General features: G+C 57.2%; 14 protein-coding genes. 7 read left to right on the top strand and 7 right to left on the bottom strand.

Annotated elements, in window-relative coordinates; all coding sequences use genetic code 11:
- Positions 1 to 9: 9 nt before the first annotated feature.
- Positions 10 to 1,203: an efflux RND transporter periplasmic adaptor subunit gene (locus NMD14_06475; GenBank protein ID XEI34049.1), complete on the bottom strand. Its 1,194-nt coding sequence runs from the start codon at positions 1,201 to 1,203 to the stop codon at positions 10 to 12.
- Positions 1,204 to 1,343: 140 nt separating this feature from the next.
- On the opposite strand from NMD14_06475, the gene NMD14_06470 reads away from it, so the two are divergent.
- The 4 genes from NMD14_06470 to rimO all read left to right on the top strand — a co-directional run bounded on the left by NMD14_06470 (position 1,344) and on the right by rimO (position 4,862).
- On the top strand, positions 1,344 to 1,976 hold the full coding sequence (locus tag NMD14_06470; GenBank protein ID XEI34048.1) for a TetR family transcriptional regulator: 633 nt from the start codon (positions 1,344 to 1,346) through the stop codon (positions 1,974 to 1,976).
- 109 nt (positions 1,977 to 2,085) lie between these two features.
- Positions 2,086 to 2,637, top strand: coding sequence for a hypothetical protein (locus tag NMD14_06465; GenBank protein ID XEI34047.1), 552 nt, complete (start codon positions 2,086 to 2,088; stop codon positions 2,635 to 2,637).
- Positions 2,638 to 2,868: 231 nt separating this feature from the next.
- The gene (locus NMD14_06460) at positions 2,869 to 3,054 is read left to right on the top strand and encodes a hypothetical protein (protein ID XEI34046.1); all 186 of its coding nucleotides are present in this window, start codon (positions 2,869 to 2,871) and stop codon (positions 3,052 to 3,054) included.
- 479 nt (positions 3,055 to 3,533) lie between these two features.
- Complete coding sequence (gene rimO / locus NMD14_06455; GenBank protein XEI34045.1) at positions 3,534 to 4,862, top strand: 30S ribosomal protein S12 methylthiotransferase RimO; 1,329 nt, start codon at positions 3,534 to 3,536, stop codon at positions 4,860 to 4,862.
- 80 nt (positions 4,863 to 4,942) lie between these two features.
- On the opposite strand, the gene NMD14_06450 is transcribed toward rimO, so the two are convergent.
- The gene (locus tag NMD14_06450) at positions 4,943 to 5,524 is read right to left on the bottom strand and encodes a DUF1349 domain-containing protein (GenBank protein ID XEI34044.1); all 582 of its coding nucleotides are present in this window, start codon (positions 5,522 to 5,524) and stop codon (positions 4,943 to 4,945) included.
- A gap of 222 nt (positions 5,525 to 5,746) precedes the next feature.
- Positions 5,747 to 6,139: a hypothetical protein gene (locus NMD14_06445; protein XEI34043.1), complete on the bottom strand. Its 393-nt coding sequence runs from the start codon at positions 6,137 to 6,139 to the stop codon at positions 5,747 to 5,749.
- Between the two features lie 75 nt (positions 6,140 to 6,214).
- On the opposite strand from NMD14_06445, the gene NMD14_06440 reads away from it, so the two are divergent.
- Positions 6,215 to 6,484 carry a hypothetical protein gene (locus NMD14_06440; GenBank protein ID XEI34042.1) on the top strand — a complete coding sequence of 90 codons (270 nt, stop codon included), beginning with the start codon at positions 6,215 to 6,217 and terminating at the stop codon, positions 6,482 to 6,484.
- 310 nt (positions 6,485 to 6,794) lie between these two features.
- A complete protein-coding gene (locus NMD14_06435; GenBank protein XEI34041.1) occupies positions 6,795 to 8,327 on the top strand; it encodes a hypothetical protein in 1,533 nt (510 codons plus the stop codon).
- 327 nt (positions 8,328 to 8,654) lie between these two features.
- Here the strand turns inward: NMD14_06435 and thrC are convergent, their stop codons facing one another.
- The 4 genes from thrC to NMD14_06415 form a co-directional block, all read right to left on the bottom strand.
- Positions 8,655 to 9,929, bottom strand: a complete 1,275-nt coding sequence (gene thrC / locus NMD14_06430; protein XEI34040.1) for a threonine synthase — start codon at positions 9,927 to 9,929, stop codon at positions 8,655 to 8,657.
- Positions 9,926 to 10,921, bottom strand: coding sequence for a homoserine kinase (thrB, locus tag NMD14_06425; protein ID XEI34039.1), 996 nt, complete (start codon positions 10,919 to 10,921; stop codon positions 9,926 to 9,928). The genes thrC and thrB overlap by 4 nt, the downstream gene beginning before the upstream one ends.
- A gap of 2 nt (positions 10,922 to 10,923) precedes the next feature.
- Complete coding sequence (gene thrA, locus NMD14_06420) at positions 10,924 to 13,383, bottom strand: bifunctional aspartate kinase/homoserine dehydrogenase I (protein XEI34038.1); 2,460 nt, start codon at positions 13,381 to 13,383, stop codon at positions 10,924 to 10,926.
- Positions 13,384 to 13,646: 263 nt separating this feature from the next.
- Positions 13,647 to 14,351 (bottom strand): tRNA/rRNA methyltransferase, encoded by a 705-nt coding sequence (locus tag NMD14_06415; GenBank protein ID XEI34037.1) that lies wholly within the window; start codon positions 14,349 to 14,351, stop codon positions 13,647 to 13,649.
- A gap of 206 nt (positions 14,352 to 14,557) precedes the next feature.
- Here NMD14_06415 and aceK point away from each other — a divergent pair, with 206 nt between their 5' ends.
- A complete protein-coding gene (gene aceK, locus NMD14_06410) occupies positions 14,558 to 16,285 on the top strand; it encodes a bifunctional isocitrate dehydrogenase kinase/phosphatase (GenBank protein ID XEI34036.1) in 1,728 nt (575 codons plus the stop codon).
- Positions 16,286 to 16,358: the final 73 nt, after the last annotated feature.

Below are 16,358 nucleotides of genomic sequence, written 5' to 3'. Positions count from 1 at the left end.
TACTCCATCCTACTTGTTGGCCGGGGTGTTGGACGCAGCTTGAGCAGACGGTGCATCGGCACCCTGCTCAGCGGGATTGACCACGGCGCCCGGTCGAACTTTCTGCAAACCCGCCACGATCACCCGCTCGCCGGAGCTGAGCCCTGACTCCACCACCCAGTTGCTGCCGACGATCCGGCTCAGCTGCACGTTGCGCTGTTCTACCTTGTTGTCAGCGGTCACCACCATCACGCTGGCGCCACCTTTGGGTGTGCGGGCGACCGCGGTTTGCGGCACCAGCAGCCCTTGCGCCCGCTCACCCTCTTGCAGGGTGGCGCGCATGAACATGCCCGGCAGCAGCAGTTGATGAGGGTTGGGCACAATCACCCGCAGGGTCACCATGCCGGAGGTCTCATCCACTGTCACATCGGAGAACTGCAACGAGCCCTCTTCGCCATAGGTGCTGCCATCTTCCAGCTGGAAGGTCACCTTGGTCCCCTTCTGCTCGTCCTGAGTCAGCTTGCCCTCGGCGACCAAACGCTTGAGGCGCAACAGATCGGCGGTAGACTGACGCACATCCACATACATGGGATCGAGCTGCTGAATAGAAGTCAGGCTGTCAGCCTGCTGGGCAGTCACCAGCGCCCCCTCGGTCACTGCGGATTTACCGATGCGGCCGCTGATGGGGGCCGTGATGCGGGTGTAACCGAGATTGATCTCGGCAGTGCGCAGGGCCGCCTTGCTCGCCATGATCTCCGCCTTGGCCTGCTTCCAGCTGGCGTCGGCATCGTCATAGTCCTGACGGCTGATGGATTTGACCTTGAGCAGCTCCTGATAGCGCTGCGCCTTGAGGCGGGCGCTCTGCTCGTTGGCCTCGGCTTTGGCCACATTGGCCTTGGCGCTGGCGACCGCCGCCTGATAGACAGACGGATCGATCTGATAGAGCAGATCGCCCGCCTTCACATCGCTCCCCTCGGTAAAGAGGCGCTTGAGGATGATGCCGCTCACCTGCGGACGCACTTCGGCCACCCGCAGCGGGGCGCTGCGGCCGGTCAACTCGGTGGTCAACATCAGCGGGCTGCTCTGCAGGGTCACCACGTTGACCGCTGCGGGTGGCATGCCGCCCTGTCCCTGGGGTGCCCCCCCCTTGTCACCACAACCTGCCAGCAAGCCTGTAGCCAGCAAGGCAAGACCAACTGAACGAGCAAGAATATGTTTATGCATGAAACACCTGAGCCTTTGCCAGTCAATGAACAATCAGGGCCACATGGGCCCTGTTGGTAAATAGTCGAAAGATGAGGCAATATACATACATTCATAAATGTATGTAAGTGACTTTTTGCTTGCATGAGGCACAAATTTCGATGGCCAGACGAACCAAAGAAGAGGCGCAGCAAACCCGCTGCCACATCATGAGCACGGCGCTGGATCTGTTCTGCGCTCAGGGCCTGGCCAAGACCAGCCTGACCGACATCGCCAGGGCGGCTGACCTGACCCGCGGGGCCATCTATTGGCACTTCAAGAACAAGGATGAACTCTTCATTTCGCTCTGGCAGGAGCTCTGCAGCCCCCTCGCCCACCAGCTCGATGCCTGCCTTAATACCGACGAGCCGGATCCGCTGGGGCAACTGCGCCTCTTCTTCGAAGGGGTGCTCCACAGCTTCATTCACAATCCGGCCCAGCGGCAGATGTTCACCATCCTGTTCAATCTCGAATCGCTGGAGGGGGAAGCCATCTCACTGCGCGAGCATATCCGCAGCCAGTCCGCCAACTTCTTCCGGGACTTGGAGACAACCTTGGCCAACGCGGTACGGCGGGGCCAGCTGCCCGCCGACCTCAATCTGCAGCGCGCCGCCACCCTGCTCCACTGCACCCTGGATGGCTACATCATCAACTGGCTCCACTTTCCGGGGCGGATCGACCTGCAAGGCGAATCCGCCTTCCTGATAGAGAGCATGTTCACCATGCTGGCCCAGCCCCATGCTTGCGGCCGCTAACAGCAACCAACAACCCCAATATGCCCCCGCAAACCGGGGCCTGGCCGCCCGCTTTGGCAGTCAGACCACGATTTGTTAACCTGTGCGCCCCCTGCTTGAGGTAACCCCTGTGCCACACTCTGACGCCCTCCCCGCTTCCCAGCCCTTGAACGACCAGCACGCCCGCATCCGGGCTGCCTTTGTGGCGCGCCTCAAACCCGGCGCTCACCTGCTCAATGGTCAGTGCGGTACGGGGGAGGATCTGTGCTGGCTGCGGGCCGAGGGGTATGTGGTCACCGCCTGTGAAGCGGTACTGGCTGACGCCAGAGTCGCCTCGCAGCAATCCGGACAAGCAGTACGGGTCTGCCCGCTGGCGAAGATGCACTCGGTGCTGCCTTACGATGGCATCTGGCTGAGCCGCCCGCTTGATAGCGACGCGGCTACACTTGTCCCCCTGTTGCAACAGCTGGCGACCCTGCTCAAAGCGGGCGCACCGCTCTGCTTCCCCCTGCCGCCAAGCGGCAAGATAGGTCACGCTCAGCTACAACAACTTGTCACCACATCCGGGATAGCGCTGCAACTGGCGCCGATGGAAACCGCCTCGACCAACACGCCATCATGCACAGGTCAACACGCCAGTCACTACGTCATGTTGCTGCGTGGCGATCATCAGGCCACCTAACGGGCTAATTCATCACGAATTTTCCAGCTCAACGCCAAGCCGACAGCTAGTCGGCGATCTTGGCTATCGACAATATTTAACTCGGCGTTAACGTATCAAAGGCAGGCAGATAGCTCACGACAAGGCCATACTTGTTGTCACGACAGTGAGGGCGCCAGCCAGCAGGGCGGTTGCTGCCATCATCACTGATGCGATCGCCGTGCATATCATCACCACCAAGGAGAAGAGATCATGTCCATCTGGTTGTTGAGCCTGTTCGCCTCGTTCGTGCTGATCCTGGCCATGGGCACCATCATCTGGTGGCGCCAATACCAGCTAGCCCAGAAGCGGGAAGATAAAGAGGTGCGCCCCTGTGGCTGCTCCAGCGCCAGCGCGGATCACCTCGATCAAATCAGCGCGCCGCCGCCCAAAAAGTAATCAGGCCGCGAATGCCATAGCCACAAACACAACATCGGCAAAATAAAGGCGCATGGAATAGAAAAGCGCATAAAAGAGAGGGGCACCTGCTGGTGCCCCTCTCTTGTTGTTCCCCGTTATGCATGACGCTGCGAGTGGTCAGCATATCGGTGTGGTGAATGCCATCGAGACCAAACTCGTTGATCATCCGGTTGATCATCTCCCGCCCCGTGCAGGGAGTATATGACTCCCGGTACTCTCCTCGCTGCCATTGAGTCGAAATAGACAGGAAAATCAACAAAGCAGCTTCCCCGTAACAAGCCTGCAGGAAAGGAGCAATAGCCCCACCAAGGGCGCGCCATCACCGGCTGTTGGTGCAACCCAATCCTGCCTACTCGGAGATATTGTTCGGTTCTGCCATGCTGGCTGTATAGTTTTTGGTTAACCATTCCGGTAAAATCCGCGCCCTTAAAGAAGAGCCACCTAAGAGTGATTGAGCGATGTCCAACACAAAACAGGCCCCCAAAGTAGGATTCGTCTCCTTGGGTTGCCCCAAAAACCTGGTCGATTCAGAACGCATCCTGACCCAGCTGCGTACCGAAGGGTACGATGTGGTGCCCAGCTATGACGATGCCGAGCTGGTCGTCGTCAACACCTGCGGCTTTATCGACAGCGCGGTGCAAGAGTCGCTGGAAGCGATCGGCGAAGCGCTGGCCGAGAACGGCAAGGTGATCGTCACCGGCTGCCTCGGCGCCAAAGAGAACCAGATCCGCGAGATCCACCCCAAGGTGCTCGAGATCACCGGCCCCCACGCCTATGAAGAGGTGTTGGGTCACGTCCACAAATACGTGGCCAAGCCGACCCACAACCCCTTCACCAGCCTAGTGCCGGCCCACGGCGTCAAGCTGACTCCGCGCCACTACGCCTATCTGAAGATTTCCGAAGGGTGCAACCACCGCTGTACCTTCTGCATCATCCCCTCCATGCGCGGGGATCTGGTGAGCCGTCCCATCGGCGACGTGCTGGCCGAAGCCAAGCGCCTGAAAGAGGCGGGCGTAAAGGAGCTCTTGGTGATCTCCCAGGACACCTCCGCCTACGGCGTCGATGTGAAGCACCGCACCGGTTTCTACGACGGCATGCCGGTCAAGACCAGCATGGTCGCCCTGTGCGAAGAGCTGGCCAAGCTCGACATCTGGGTGCGCCTGCACTACGTCTACCCCTATCCGCACGTGGATGACGTCATCCCGCTGATGCGCGATGGCAAGGTCCTGCCCTACCTCGATATTCCGCTGCAGCACGCCAGCCCGCGCATCCTCAAACTGATGAAGCGCCCGGGTACTGTCGAGCGCACCCTGGAGCGGATCCAGAAGTGGCGCGAGATCTGCCCGCAGATCACCCTGCGCTCCACCTTTATCGTCGGCTTCCCGGGCGAGACCGAGGAAGAGTTCCAGATGCTGCTGGAGTTTATCGACAAGGCGGAGCTGGATCGGGTCGGCTGCTTCAAATACAGCCCGGTCGAAGGGGCGCTGGCCAACGAGCTGCCGGATCCGGTACCGGAAGAGATTCAGGAAGAGCGCTTCCAGCGCTTTATGGAGCTGCAACAGCAGGTCTCCATCCGCAAGCTGGCCCGTAAAGTGGGTCAGGAGATGACCGTTATCATCGACGAGGTGGACGAAGAGGGCGCCACTGGCCGCTCCTTTGCCGATGCACCGGAGATCGACGGTCTGGTCTACCTCAACGGCGAAACCGGCCTCAAGCCGGGGGACATGGTCAAGGTACGGATCGATGAATCCGACGAATATGACCTGTGGGCCAGCCTGATCAGCTAATTGAGGCTTTACCAGCCAAATGAAAAAAGCGCCTGCGGGCGCTTTTTTATTGCTTGAATGACGCAGGCAAAACCGCTGGCCTAGCTCAAATCATGGAGCGCCTTGCCTAGGGGCGGCGTGAGTCGCAGATCAGAGAAGCGCACCGCCAGCCCCTGCCGCTCCGGCGTGCAGCACATCACCCCGATAAAACAGCGCTCGCTTGGCGGGAACGGGGCGAGGCGCAGCAGCGGCCACACCTTGCCATCGATGGAGTATTGCAAACGCAGGCAATCGGCCAGCCGGGTCAGCCGCAGCCAGAAGCGGCGCGGATTGCCGGAGAAAATACCGGTGGCCCAGTCAGATCGCGGATTAGTCAGCACGCTGCCGATCATCGGCTGGGCATCGTTGTACTCGATGCCCGCTTTCAGCCAGTGCGCCTCGTCTTGCAGCAGCATCAGCCCCGCCTGATCGTAGAGGGTGGTGAACTCCCCCTCGACGCAGACCTGAAAGGTAAACTCCCCCGCCACATCGCAACCATAGAGATGCCCGCTATGGCGCTCGAAGCCATACCAGGTGCTGCGCCAAAAATCGGTCTGCTGGTCCGTTACCACCTGCAAACCGTCGTCTGTCTGGTGCCACTCGGCCGGTTCATTGAGCCAGCGCCATTCCATCCCTTCCATCATCCTGCTTTGCTCCCTTATCGCGCGTAATCCCGCACAAACAGGGCTCGCCAACGCCTCGTCCGGTCACGGCAGGTCATGGCTGCGCCTCTGCGGAACCCATAAAAGGAGTCAATAGTGTCGCTATTGCCGCCCCGATACAAGGCTTGTGCGTTGCGCCATCAGTGCCCCCAAACAGCGCGGGGGCCTGATGGCCCCCGCAAACACACCGGATGAGAAAATGCCTTACTTGGCGGCGCTATCCTTCACGCACTTCTGGACAAAGCTGTTCTTGGCCGCGCCAGCCAGCTTCTTGTCGGCCGCCGCCTTCTCGCACTTGGCCGCCGGATCCACCGCCGCGCCCGTCTTCACGCACTTCTGGATAAAGCTGTTCTTGGCCGCGCCGGCCAGCTTCTTGTCGGCGGCGGCCTTCTCGCACTGGGCTGCCTTGCCGTTGGCTGGTTCCTTAGCGGCAGCACCCTTGACGCACTTGCCAATAAAACTGGTCTTGGCGGCGCCCGCAAGTTTTTTGGCAGCGGCCTGCGCCTCGCACTGCAACTGGGCTGCGTCGTTGGCAAAGACTGGATTGGCCAGCAGCACGCTGCCGCAGAGCAGGCCGAACAGGATGGTACGCTTCATGGGAGATGTCCTCTCTATCTGGTGATGTGTTTGCATGGTCATATTTGCATGACGATGTGTTGCAAATGGCTGTGATTGCAACAGCTGATTGTTGCCGCAGATCCCCCGCCTCGCCAGCTTGGGAGCGGAGCACAGGGCAACCATCGCCCGCACTATAGCGCCGATTGGCAGCGCGGGATTGCGCCCAGCCAGCCCTTCCCCGACGGCAAGCCAGCCGTATCCATTCCTGCCTCACTAGCCAACCCCAATAAAATCAAGGGCCATGGGAATCCTGTGCCCAGTCAGGGCGATTTGTTGAGCCAGCGCAAAAAAGGCGATTTTTCTGATAGTTACGTCACTTTTTGACTGGTGAGACCAGATTCGATTGGCCTATCATAGCCATCCGGTGCCTATTGCTGCGATGGGCTGCTGCCCTCGCTGGTTAATGGAGCATATTGGAAGCTGTAATCCACGGGCGGTAGCGTGGGTTTTGAACAGTGATTGATGAAGTTCGTAGGTTGGCGCTGAGCACAGCGAAGCCAAACATACGTGATGATGTAATGTGAGTTTGGAGGAGGTAACACCTCATTCAAAAAGGTGGCCGTCCTAGTTTGGCATTTTTTCTATTCTAGTCAGCCATTTAGTTTTAACATTAACTTTTAATTTTGGAGTATATGTGGTTTTTAAAAGTCTGACTCAAAACCAAAGGCCAAACTCACTATATTTTGGTGCACCAGAAGCCGAAGCCGAATCTTTGCCAACATCAAAAGTATCTCTCTTTGATGTATATGAAGATCACCATAACTTATTTCATGAACTATCAAATGAGAAATTCATTTTAGTCGGTAGAAAAGGCTGTGGTAAAAGCGCGTTCGCAGAGTACACTTATGGTTTATCTAAAAATAACGCCAATTTATTTTGCTCATTCGTACGCCAAGACACAGTGAATATGGAGACTTTAGTGCAACTAGGCCAAACGCCAGATGATATAACAAAAAGCAAAGAACATTTATTTAAGTGGCTGATTTACACTCACATCCTTAAGCTTTTTTTTAACAATGAAGCCATAGCACACGACAAAAACCTTTCATTATTAAACGAATTTATAAAAAATAACTCTGGTTACATTGATATCAATAAAGGTGAAATTATCGAGTTAGTAAAAAAATATAAATTCGAAATAAGTATCGACAAGCTCAAACAATTCTTTAAAGGTAAATTTGGAAAAGAGATTGAAATAAAGGAATCAAAAGCCCCTTACTACAAACTTTTGCCACATTTAGAGCAAGTTGTTTCAGCCGTTTTATCATCAAAAGAAAACACAGAAAATGAAAATTCATATGTTGTTTTCTTCGATGATCTAGATATTGGATTTAATGCTGAAAATGACGAATCGGTAGACACTATAGTCAACTTAATTCGCACAGCAAAGTATATAAACAATAATGTATTTGCGAAAAATAACATCTCTGCAAAAGCAATAATTTTAATAAGGGATGATGTTGAACGATTACTTTCACCAAGAGAGTCGGATATAGCAAAAATATTTACATCATATTCAGCCACTTTAGATTGGTATCAGGAAGAATATATAAAGCATGAGCGAGAGGATGAACTTGGCCTTAAAAAGCTAATTGAGAAAAGAGCACAGAACGCGTTTAAATCAGCAAATATAACACCTAATAAAAGCTCTGCTTGGGCAAGTCTCGTTGAAGAGGCCTTCAATAAAAAATCAGCTTTTAAATATATATGTGACCATACATTTTTAAGACCAAGAGATCTTATTTTATTTTTCAAACCCCTTGAGAGTGGCGGGTATGAATTACCATTAAATAAGTATAACATTAACAACTTACTCGGAATTTATTCATCTGAGCTTGCAAAAGAGCTAAGTAATGAGCTTTCGTCTTTTTATACTCACACTCAAATTCAAAATATATTTAATGCATTAAAGAACATTAGCAACAAGCATAACTGCCCTTACGGCGTAGCCAAATTTGCAATTAGTAGCCATTGTAAAGATGTGAATGCAGATGCTGTATTGGAAGATTTATTTTTACGCTCCTATATAGGCTTAATTGATAAAGACACTAACTTTGTTAGGTTCAAACATAAAATATCAAAAAAAGACTCTATGGAATACAAGTTTGATAGAGTGTCATATTTAATAGTTCACTCAGGATTGAAGGTACACCTTCAAAATAGATAGTAAGCATATGGACATTACACACTCGCAGCGCCACCTTTCCCAATGCAGAATAAGGAAATTAGGACACCCACCTTTCTGAGTCAGCCACTGCTCGGCTGGCTATCTCTGCAATCATGAATACTGACCCCAGGAAAACAGTAACAGTTGGGCAATCGAGCGGTTTTTACCTGACAAACCGCTGTTTAGACGTCGCAGACAAAAATGTTGGTGTCCAAATCCAGACTCTAAGTTACTGATTCGATCTGTATTTATAAAACAAAAATCCCCCGACATCGGGGGATTTTTTATGGCTGCCATTCAGCACCCGGCTATCTTGCTCAACCAGCCTTACTCAACCAAAAATTCCCTTAACCGGGCAAACTCCGCGGGCAAATTAACGGAGAGCAGCGGCAGTTCGGCATGCTTGGCAAGCGGGCCGGGCAGCGGTACATCGAGATTGAGGATCTCGTCCACCGACTCCTTGAACTTGGCGGGATGGGCGGTGCAGAGGAACACCCCCACTTCGTCCTCGGCCAGCTGTTGCCCCAGCAGATCCCAGGCAATGGCGCCGTGGGGTTCGCACAGATAATCCAGCTGATGCAGCCGTTTAAGGGAGTCGCGGGTCTGGGCGTCGTCACGCATGCCGGAACCCAGGGTCTCCAGCGCCCAGCCCTTGCGACGGCAGAGCTCTTCTACTCGTGGCCAGTTGTTGGGGCGGCTGACATCCATGGCATTCGACAGGGTTGCCACTGTCTGGTGTGGCTCCCACTGACCGGTTTTCAGGTAGCGCGGCACGGTGTCGTTGGCGTTGGTGGCGGCGATAAAGCGCTTCACCGGCAGCCCCAGCGCCTTGGCAATCAAGCCTGCGGTGAGGTTGCCAAAGTTGCCGGACGGCACGCTGATCACCGCCTTGGCGCGGTCAGCTTTGGGCAGCTGGGCCACCGCTTCGAAGTAGTAGCAAACCTGCGCCAGCAGACGGCTGATATTGATGGAGTTGGCGGAGTTGAGGCCAATGGCCTTTTTCAGCGCCTCGTCGTCAAAGGCCTGTTTTACCAACGCCTGACAGGCATCGAAGTCGCCATCGATGGCGATGGTGCGGATATTGCCGCCGAGGGTGCAGAAGAGCTTCTCCTGCAAGGGGCTGATCTTGCCCTTGGGATAGAGGATCACTACCTCGATCCCCTCCAGCCCGAAGAAGGCGTGGGCCACGGCGGCGCCGGTGTCGCCCGAAGTGGCGGTGAGGATGGTAATTTTGTCGTTGGTGCGAAACGCCGCGAGGCACTGGGCCATAAAGCGGCCGCCGAAATCCTTGAACGCCAGGGTCGGGCCGTGGAACAGTTCGAGGGCATAGGTGCCATCCTTGAGCTTCACCAGCGGCGCCGGGAAGGTGAAGGCGGCGTCGATCAGCTCGCTGACCTTGGCGGCGGGCACTTCGTCCCCCAGCAGGTGGCTCAGGATGCGGGCAGAGCGCTCGGCCAGCGGCAGATCCAGCAGGGCATCCACATCGGCGAGCGGCTCGAGTTGTTCGGGGAAGAAGAGCCCCTGTTCGCGACCCAAGCCCTGACGCACCGCCTGCGCGAAGCTCACCTGTTCGCTGTTGTCCTTGATGTTGTAGAGATTCATAGCTCGCTTCCTGTTACCCGTGCCCCGGCCATGTCCAGTTTGCAGACCCGGGCAAATCCATCTTCGTTCTGCACGAAATGTGCTTCCATCCAATCCTTCATCCGCTCGGCCTGCGCCAGCTCCTTCATCACCACAAACACGGTGGGGCCGGAGCCGGAGATGCCGGTGGCCAGCGCCCCGTTCTGGGCCGCCTGCGCCCGCACCTCGGCAAAGCCTTCGATCAGCGCCGCGCGGTAGGGTTCGGCAATCACGTCTTTCAAGACGCTCGCGGCCAGCCCCTCCTGCCCGGTGTAGCTGGCGTGGACAAAGGCGGCCAGGCGACGACCATAGGTGAGGCAATCCTGACGGCGATATTGGGCCGGCAAAATGGCGCGGGCCGCGGCGGTCGAAACCACAGTACCCGGATAGCAGACCACCCAGTACCACTCGTCAAACACCGGAATGCCCTGACTGATAACGCCGTGCTCTTCCAGCACCAGCTGCATGCCGCCCAGATAACAGGGGGCCACGTTGTCATAGTGAACGGAGCCGGAGATCTTGCCCTCCATCTCCCCCATCAGCAGCAGCATGTCGTGCTCGTCGAGGGGCGCGCCGTGAAAGGCGTTGAGCCCCTCCAGCGCCGCCACCACGCTGCAGGCGCTGGAACCCAGACCCGAGCCGACCGGTAGGTTCTTCTCCAGCACCATTTCGAGCGGCTTGAGGCTAAGGCCCCGCTTCTCCAGCGCCTCGCCATAGGCGACCCAGCAGTCATGGAGAATATTCTTTTTCGGATCGTCCGGCAGCTTGTGGGCATAGCGGCCCACGGCGGAGAGGGCGAACGGCACGTCAGCCGCTTTTACCTGCACCCGATCGCCGAGCAAAGAGCCATCCACGGGGGCGAGCGCCGCCCCCAGTACATCAAATCCCACGCTCAGGTTGGCGCTGGAGGCGGGTGCATAGGCGACTACGCTGCCACCTTCAGTCATATAAGAGGGGTACATGTCTGAACTCATGCTTATAGCTCCTGCTTCCAGTTCTGGGTGCGCAGCACGTCGGCAAAGACGCCCGCCGCAGTCACTTCGGTACCGGCGCCATAGCCGCGCAGCACCAGCGGGATCGGCTGGTAGTAGGTGGAGAAGAAGGCGAGCGCGTTCTCCCCGTCTTTGACCTTGAACAGCGGCTCGTCGCCACCGACCGCCTTGATGGCGACCTTGCACTTGCCACCCTCGATGGAACCTACATAGCGCAGCACCTTGCCTTCACGCTGGGCGGCGGCGAACTGGTCGCGGAACCAGCCGTCAGCCTCCGGCAGACGGGCCATAAAGGCTTCCACGTCGCCACTGACGTCAAAGCCGGGCGGCAGCGCCTGCTCGACTTCGACATCGGAGAGCTCCAGCGCCATGCCGGCTTCGCGAGCCAGAATGAGCAGCTTGCGCGCCACATCCATGCCGTTGAGATCGTCGCGGGGATCCGGCTCGGTAAAGCCGTTGCCACGAGCGATTTTGGTCGCCTCGGAGAAGGCCATCCCCTCGTCCAGCTTGCCGAAGATAAAGGAGAGCGAACCGGAAAGAATGCCATCGAAGGCGCGCAGCTTGTCACCCGCCTTGATAAGGTTCTGCAGGTTCTCGATAACCGGCAGGCCGGCGCCCACGTTGGTTTCATAGAGGAACTTGCGGCGAGTCTGGCGGGCAGTGCGGCGCAGCGCCTTGTAGTAATCGAGCGAACCGGTGTTGGCCTTCTTGTTCGGTGTAACCACATGGAAACCGGCTGCGAGGAAGTCGGCGTACTGGACGGCAACCGCCTCGGAGGAGGTGCAGTCGACGATCACCGGGTTGATGATGTGGCTATCTTCCACCAGCTTTTTCACCCCTTCCAGCGAGAAGCTGTCGCGGGCTTCCGCCAGCTGTTCCCGCCAGTTGGCGAGGTTCAGGCCATCCTTGTTGACCGCCATCTGGCGGCTGTTGGCGATGCCGACCACCCGCAGGCCAGTACCCTGCTCGGCCAGTACCGGCTGCTGGCGGGCAATCTGATCCACCAGCGCGGCACCGACGCCGCCGACCCCGACCACAAAGAGATCGATAAACTGCTGGCTGCCAAAGAAGTTCTGGTGACACGCCTTGATGGCTTCCGCCACCTTGCGATCCCGCACCACCGCAGAGATGGAGCGCTCGCTCGACCCTTGGGCGATGGCGACGATATTGATGGAGGCTTGCGCCAGCGAGGTGAAGAAGCGGGCCGCCATCCCTTTACTGGTGCGCATGCCGTCACCGATGAGGGAGATGATCGCCAGATCGCTGATGATATCCAGCGGCTCCAGCAGCTGGTTTTTGAATTCCAGTTCGAACTCGCGCTCCAGTACCTTGCGGGTCTTGTCCTGGTCGTAGCTGTGGATACAGAAGCTGACGCTGTACTCGGAAGATGACTGGGTGATCAGCACGATACTGACCCCGGCGCGGGAGACGGCGGAGAAGATGCGACCGGCCATACCGACCATCCCCTTCATGCCGGGGCCGGAGACGTTGAACATGCACATGCCGGACAAGTCGGAGATGGCCTTCACTTTCAGGTCATCGTCGCCGCTCTCCGGGCCGATCAGGGTGCCCGGCCCCTGCGGGTTGAAGCTGTTTTTGATGAGGCAGGGAATGTGGAACTGGGCCACAGGTGCGATGGTTTTCGGGTGCAGCACCTTGGCGCCAAAGTAGGAGAGCTCCATCGCCTCCTTGTAGGAGAGGGTTTTCAGCAAGTAGGCATCCGGCACCAGACGGGGGTCGCAGCTGTAACAGCCTTCGACGTCAGTCCAGATCTCGCAGCACTCGGCATCGACACAGGCGGCCAAGACGGCTGCGGAGTAGTCGGAGCCGTTGCGACCCAGCAGCACGGTCTCGCCCTTGTCGCTGCCACCGGTAAAGCCCGGCATCAGGTAGAGGCAATCGCTACGCAGCCCCTTGGCGGCAAAGCGCAGGCGGGAGGCTTCGATATCGACGTGAGCTTCCAGATAGCCGCCATCGGTGACCAGCAGCTCTTCCGGTACGATCAGATCCACTTCCAGACCGCGCACCCGCAGCAACTCGTGCATAAAGGCGATGGAGAGGTTTTCACCACGGCTCAGAATGCGCGCCTGCACGTTGTCCGGGCAGAGGCCCAGCAGACGGATGCCCTGCATCAACCGCTCCACCTGATCCAGCTCGGCGGTGAGACGGGCCAGCAATGCCTTGTCATCGAGCGCCGGATAGGCCGCCTTCAACCCGGCCAGCAGGCGGGAGAAGATGCCATTCACTTCAAACAGGGTGGAACTGGCATCCATGCCGCGACTGGTCTGCTCCACCAGCGCCACCAGATGATTGGTCACCTTGGCAGGAGCAGAGAGCACCAGGGCTACCTGAGATTGGCCGTGGGTGTTGACCGCGATATCAGCCACCCGTAAAAAACGTTCTGCATCGGCCAGTGAAGACCCGCCAAATTTCAACACTCTCATCGCTTTCTCTCCCTGTAAATCTATGAAATTCAATCTAAAAACCAATCCAACAAAAAGGCCCGTACTGGGTGGGTACGGGCCTTTTTTGATTTCTGTGCTTGTTCGTCAGCGCATCAACCGGCCCCAGTGCCACCTGTGGTGGTACCGGTAATAATGGTGGTGGTGATGACGTTGGTGAATAACTGCATGACGAACACTCGTTGACGAAGCTGGCTTTTAGCAATACCGCGGCGGGCGATGGGCTGTCAACTTAAACCTCTTTCCTACTCACGCCCAAAGCGGCGCGCGAGGTCTTTGCAGAGCAGGTGGAGCATGTTCAAATCCCGCTGCGGCAGCATGGGCACCCGGTCCATCACCCATTGATGCAGTTTTTCATCCTGCGAAACTCCGAGTTCACCAAGCAATTCTGCTGTTTTGCTTTTCAACACCCTAACCTGCCCGGCGTTATCAAAATTTTCTGCTACCACTGCGCCGCCGTCGGCGTTCAGCTCATCCATCAGCTGACTCATCTCGTAGGCGTAGAGCATGATCGCCTGCCCCAGATTGAGGGAGGGGTAGCTCACCTTGAGGGGCAAATAGCTGATGAGATCGACCTCGGCCAGCTGCTCGTTGGAGAGCCCCGACTCCTCGCAGCCAAAGACGATGGCGACCTTGTTGAGTGAAGGCTTGGCACGGATCTGCTCGCGGATCTCCCCCGGGGTGAGGTAGTGCTGGTAGCGACCACGCTCACGGGCGGTGGTGGCGATCACCAGATCCATGTCCGCCAGCGCCTCGGGCAGGGTGTCGAACGCTTCGGCCTGAGTCAGGATCTCCTGGGCGCCGTGGGCCACCCAGCTCGCCTCCTCCTCTTCGTGTACCCGGCTCGCCACCAGTCGCATGGCATCGAATCCCATGGTTTTCATGGCGCGGGCAGCCGCCCCCACATTCGCAGGACGGGCAGGTGCCACCAGGACAAAATAGAGCTTCATCGGGTTTCCTCACAGGCCGGACGGCCTCTCAAACAGACGGCAAACAGTCGCTAAACCATCGCCAAAACAGGGGCGCAATCTACCGTTTATCCGCGAAAATTGCCACTTGAACAGATGTTTCAATGTTGCCATAGTGGCCTGACGTGTGAACAAATTACACCCAATCCTTCGCGCTATCGGCCCGACAGATCACAAGGAAGAGAGAGATGCAGCAGCCATTGGAACAGGCCGTCGCCGAGACTATCTTGCAACGCTTCGAGTCGTTTTACAGCCGGTTTCTCGAGATAACTCAGGGCAGCAAGAGCCGCTTCGAGAACAGTGACTGGCTGGGGGTACAGCTCGCCGGACGGGAGCGTATTCGCCTCTATGACCACCATGTGGGGGCCACCGCCAGCTCCATCCGCCAGATGATGGGGGAGCACCACGCCACTCAAGAGCTGCTCAAGCGGGTCAAAAGCGCCTTCAGCGATCTGCTGCCCCGTTGTGACAACTTCGAGGTGGCGGAGTCCTTCTTCAACTCCGTCTATCGGCGGATCTTTCGCCATCGCAATATCCGCGACGAGAACCTCTATATCCACCCCTTTGTCAGCCGTGGCGAAAAACCGGACCTGAGCGCCCTGCTGCGGGTCTATCGCACCGATCTGGCTCATCTGCCGCAGACCTTGAGCCAGCTTTTGGGGGATTACAGCTTCACCCTTCCCTACGAGGACAAGCAGCGGGATATTGTCGACATCCACCGCCATCTTGCCGAGAACGGCCCGCATATTCTTCATGACGAGCCCTTCGCCATCGAGCTATTGAAAGAGGTGTTCTACCGCAACAAGGGGGCCTATCTGGTGGGACTGATCCGGGTGAAGGATCAGGTGTTCCCCTTTATCCTGCCCCTGCTCAGCACCGGCCACAGCATCTATGTGGATACCGTTATCTTCGAGCCGGATCTCGCCTCCATCGTGTTTGGTTTCGCCCGCGCCTACTTTATGGTCTATGCCCGCGAACCGGCGCTGTTTGTCGCCTTCCTGCGCCAGATCATGCCCCACAAGCCCGATTACGAGATCTACAACGCCATCGGTTGCCAGAAGCATGGCAAGACCGAGCTCTATCGCCACTACCGCCACCATCTGGCCCAGAGTCGGGATCAGTTCATCATCGCTCCCGGCATCAAGGGGATGGTGATGAGCGTGTTCACCCTCCCCTCCTACGATGTGGTGTTCAAGGTGATAAAAGACGAGTTCACGCCGCCCAAGGATGTGAGTCACGAGCAGGTGAAGGCGAAATACCGGCTGGTAAAACAGCACGACCGGGTTGGCCGCATGGCCGATACCCAGGAGTTCACCAACTTCGAGTTTCCCCTCGATCGCATCTCGCCAGAGCTCCTTGCCGAACTCAAGACGGTGGCACCGTCGGCGCTCACCATCAGCGACGACAAGCTGGTGATCAAGCACCTCTATACCGAGCGCAAGATGATCCCGCTCAACCTCTATCTGGACAAGGCGGACGAACAGCAGACCCGGCTCGCGCTGGAGGAGTACGGCAACGCCATCAAGCAGCTGGCAGCGGCCAACATCTTCCCGGGGGACATGCTGTTCAAGAACTTCGGCGTCACCCGCCACGGCCGGGTGGTCTTCTACGACTACGACGAGATCTGCTACATGACGGAGTGCAACTTCCGCCAGATCCCGCCGCCGCGCTACCCCGAGGATGAGTGGAGCGCCGAGCCCTGGTACTCGGTGGCCCCCAACGACATCTTCCCCGAGGAGTTCGCTACCTTCCTGCTGCAAAAGCCGCAGGTGCGGGAGATCATGCTGCAGCTGCACAAGGAGATGTTTGACGCCAACTACTGGAAGATGCTGCAGAGCAACATCAAGGTGGGAGTATTCGAGGATGTCTATCCCTACCGGCGCAAGAAGCGCTTCAAATACCAGCGCGGCGGCTGATCCCGCAGAGCCCGCACAAAGAGCCCGCGCACATCGCAGCAACGAAAACGGGGTGGCCAGTGCCACCCCGTTT

The organism is Aeromonas veronii (assembly GCA_041319085.1).
In the GTDB taxonomy this organism is placed as follows: Bacteria; Pseudomonadota; Gammaproteobacteria; order Enterobacterales; family Aeromonadaceae; genus Aeromonas; species Aeromonas veronii_F.
This window is presented reverse-complemented; position numbering and strand designations above follow the sequence as displayed.

Bases quoted from the DNA above. Each gene is read 5' to 3' on its own strand.
- NMD14_06475 (XEI34049.1), bottom strand. From the start codon at position 1,203: ATGCATAAACATATTCTTGCTCGTTCAGTTGGTCTTGCCTTGCTGGCT.
- NMD14_06470 (XEI34048.1), top strand. From the start codon at position 1,344: ATGGCCAGACGAACCAAAGAAGAGGCGCAGCAAACCCGCTGCCACATC.
- NMD14_06460 (XEI34046.1), top strand. From the start codon at position 2,869: ATGTCCATCTGGTTGTTGAGCCTGTTCGCCTCGTTCGTGCTGATCCTG.
- rimO (XEI34045.1), top strand. From the start codon at position 3,534: ATGTCCAACACAAAACAGGCCCCCAAAGTAGGATTCGTCTCCTTGGGT.
- NMD14_06450 (XEI34044.1), bottom strand. From the start codon at position 5,524: ATGATGGAAGGGATGGAATGGCGCTGGCTCAATGAACCGGCCGAGTGG.
- NMD14_06445 (XEI34043.1), bottom strand. From the start codon at position 6,139: ATGAAGCGTACCATCCTGTTCGGCCTGCTCTGCGGCAGCGTGCTGCTG.
- thrC (XEI34040.1), bottom strand. From the start codon at position 9,929: ATGAATCTCTACAACATCAAGGACAACAGCGAACAGGTGAGCTTCGCG.
- thrB (XEI34039.1), bottom strand. From the start codon at position 10,921: ATGAGTTCAGACATGTACCCCTCTTATATGACTGAAGGTGGCAGCGTA.
- thrA (XEI34038.1), bottom strand. From the start codon at position 13,383: ATGAGAGTGTTGAAATTTGGCGGGTCTTCACTGGCCGATGCAGAACGT.
- NMD14_06415 (XEI34037.1), bottom strand. From the start codon at position 14,351: ATGAAGCTCTATTTTGTCCTGGTGGCACCTGCCCGTCCTGCGAATGTG.
- aceK (XEI34036.1), top strand. From the start codon at position 14,558: ATGCAGCAGCCATTGGAACAGGCCGTCGCCGAGACTATCTTGCAACGC.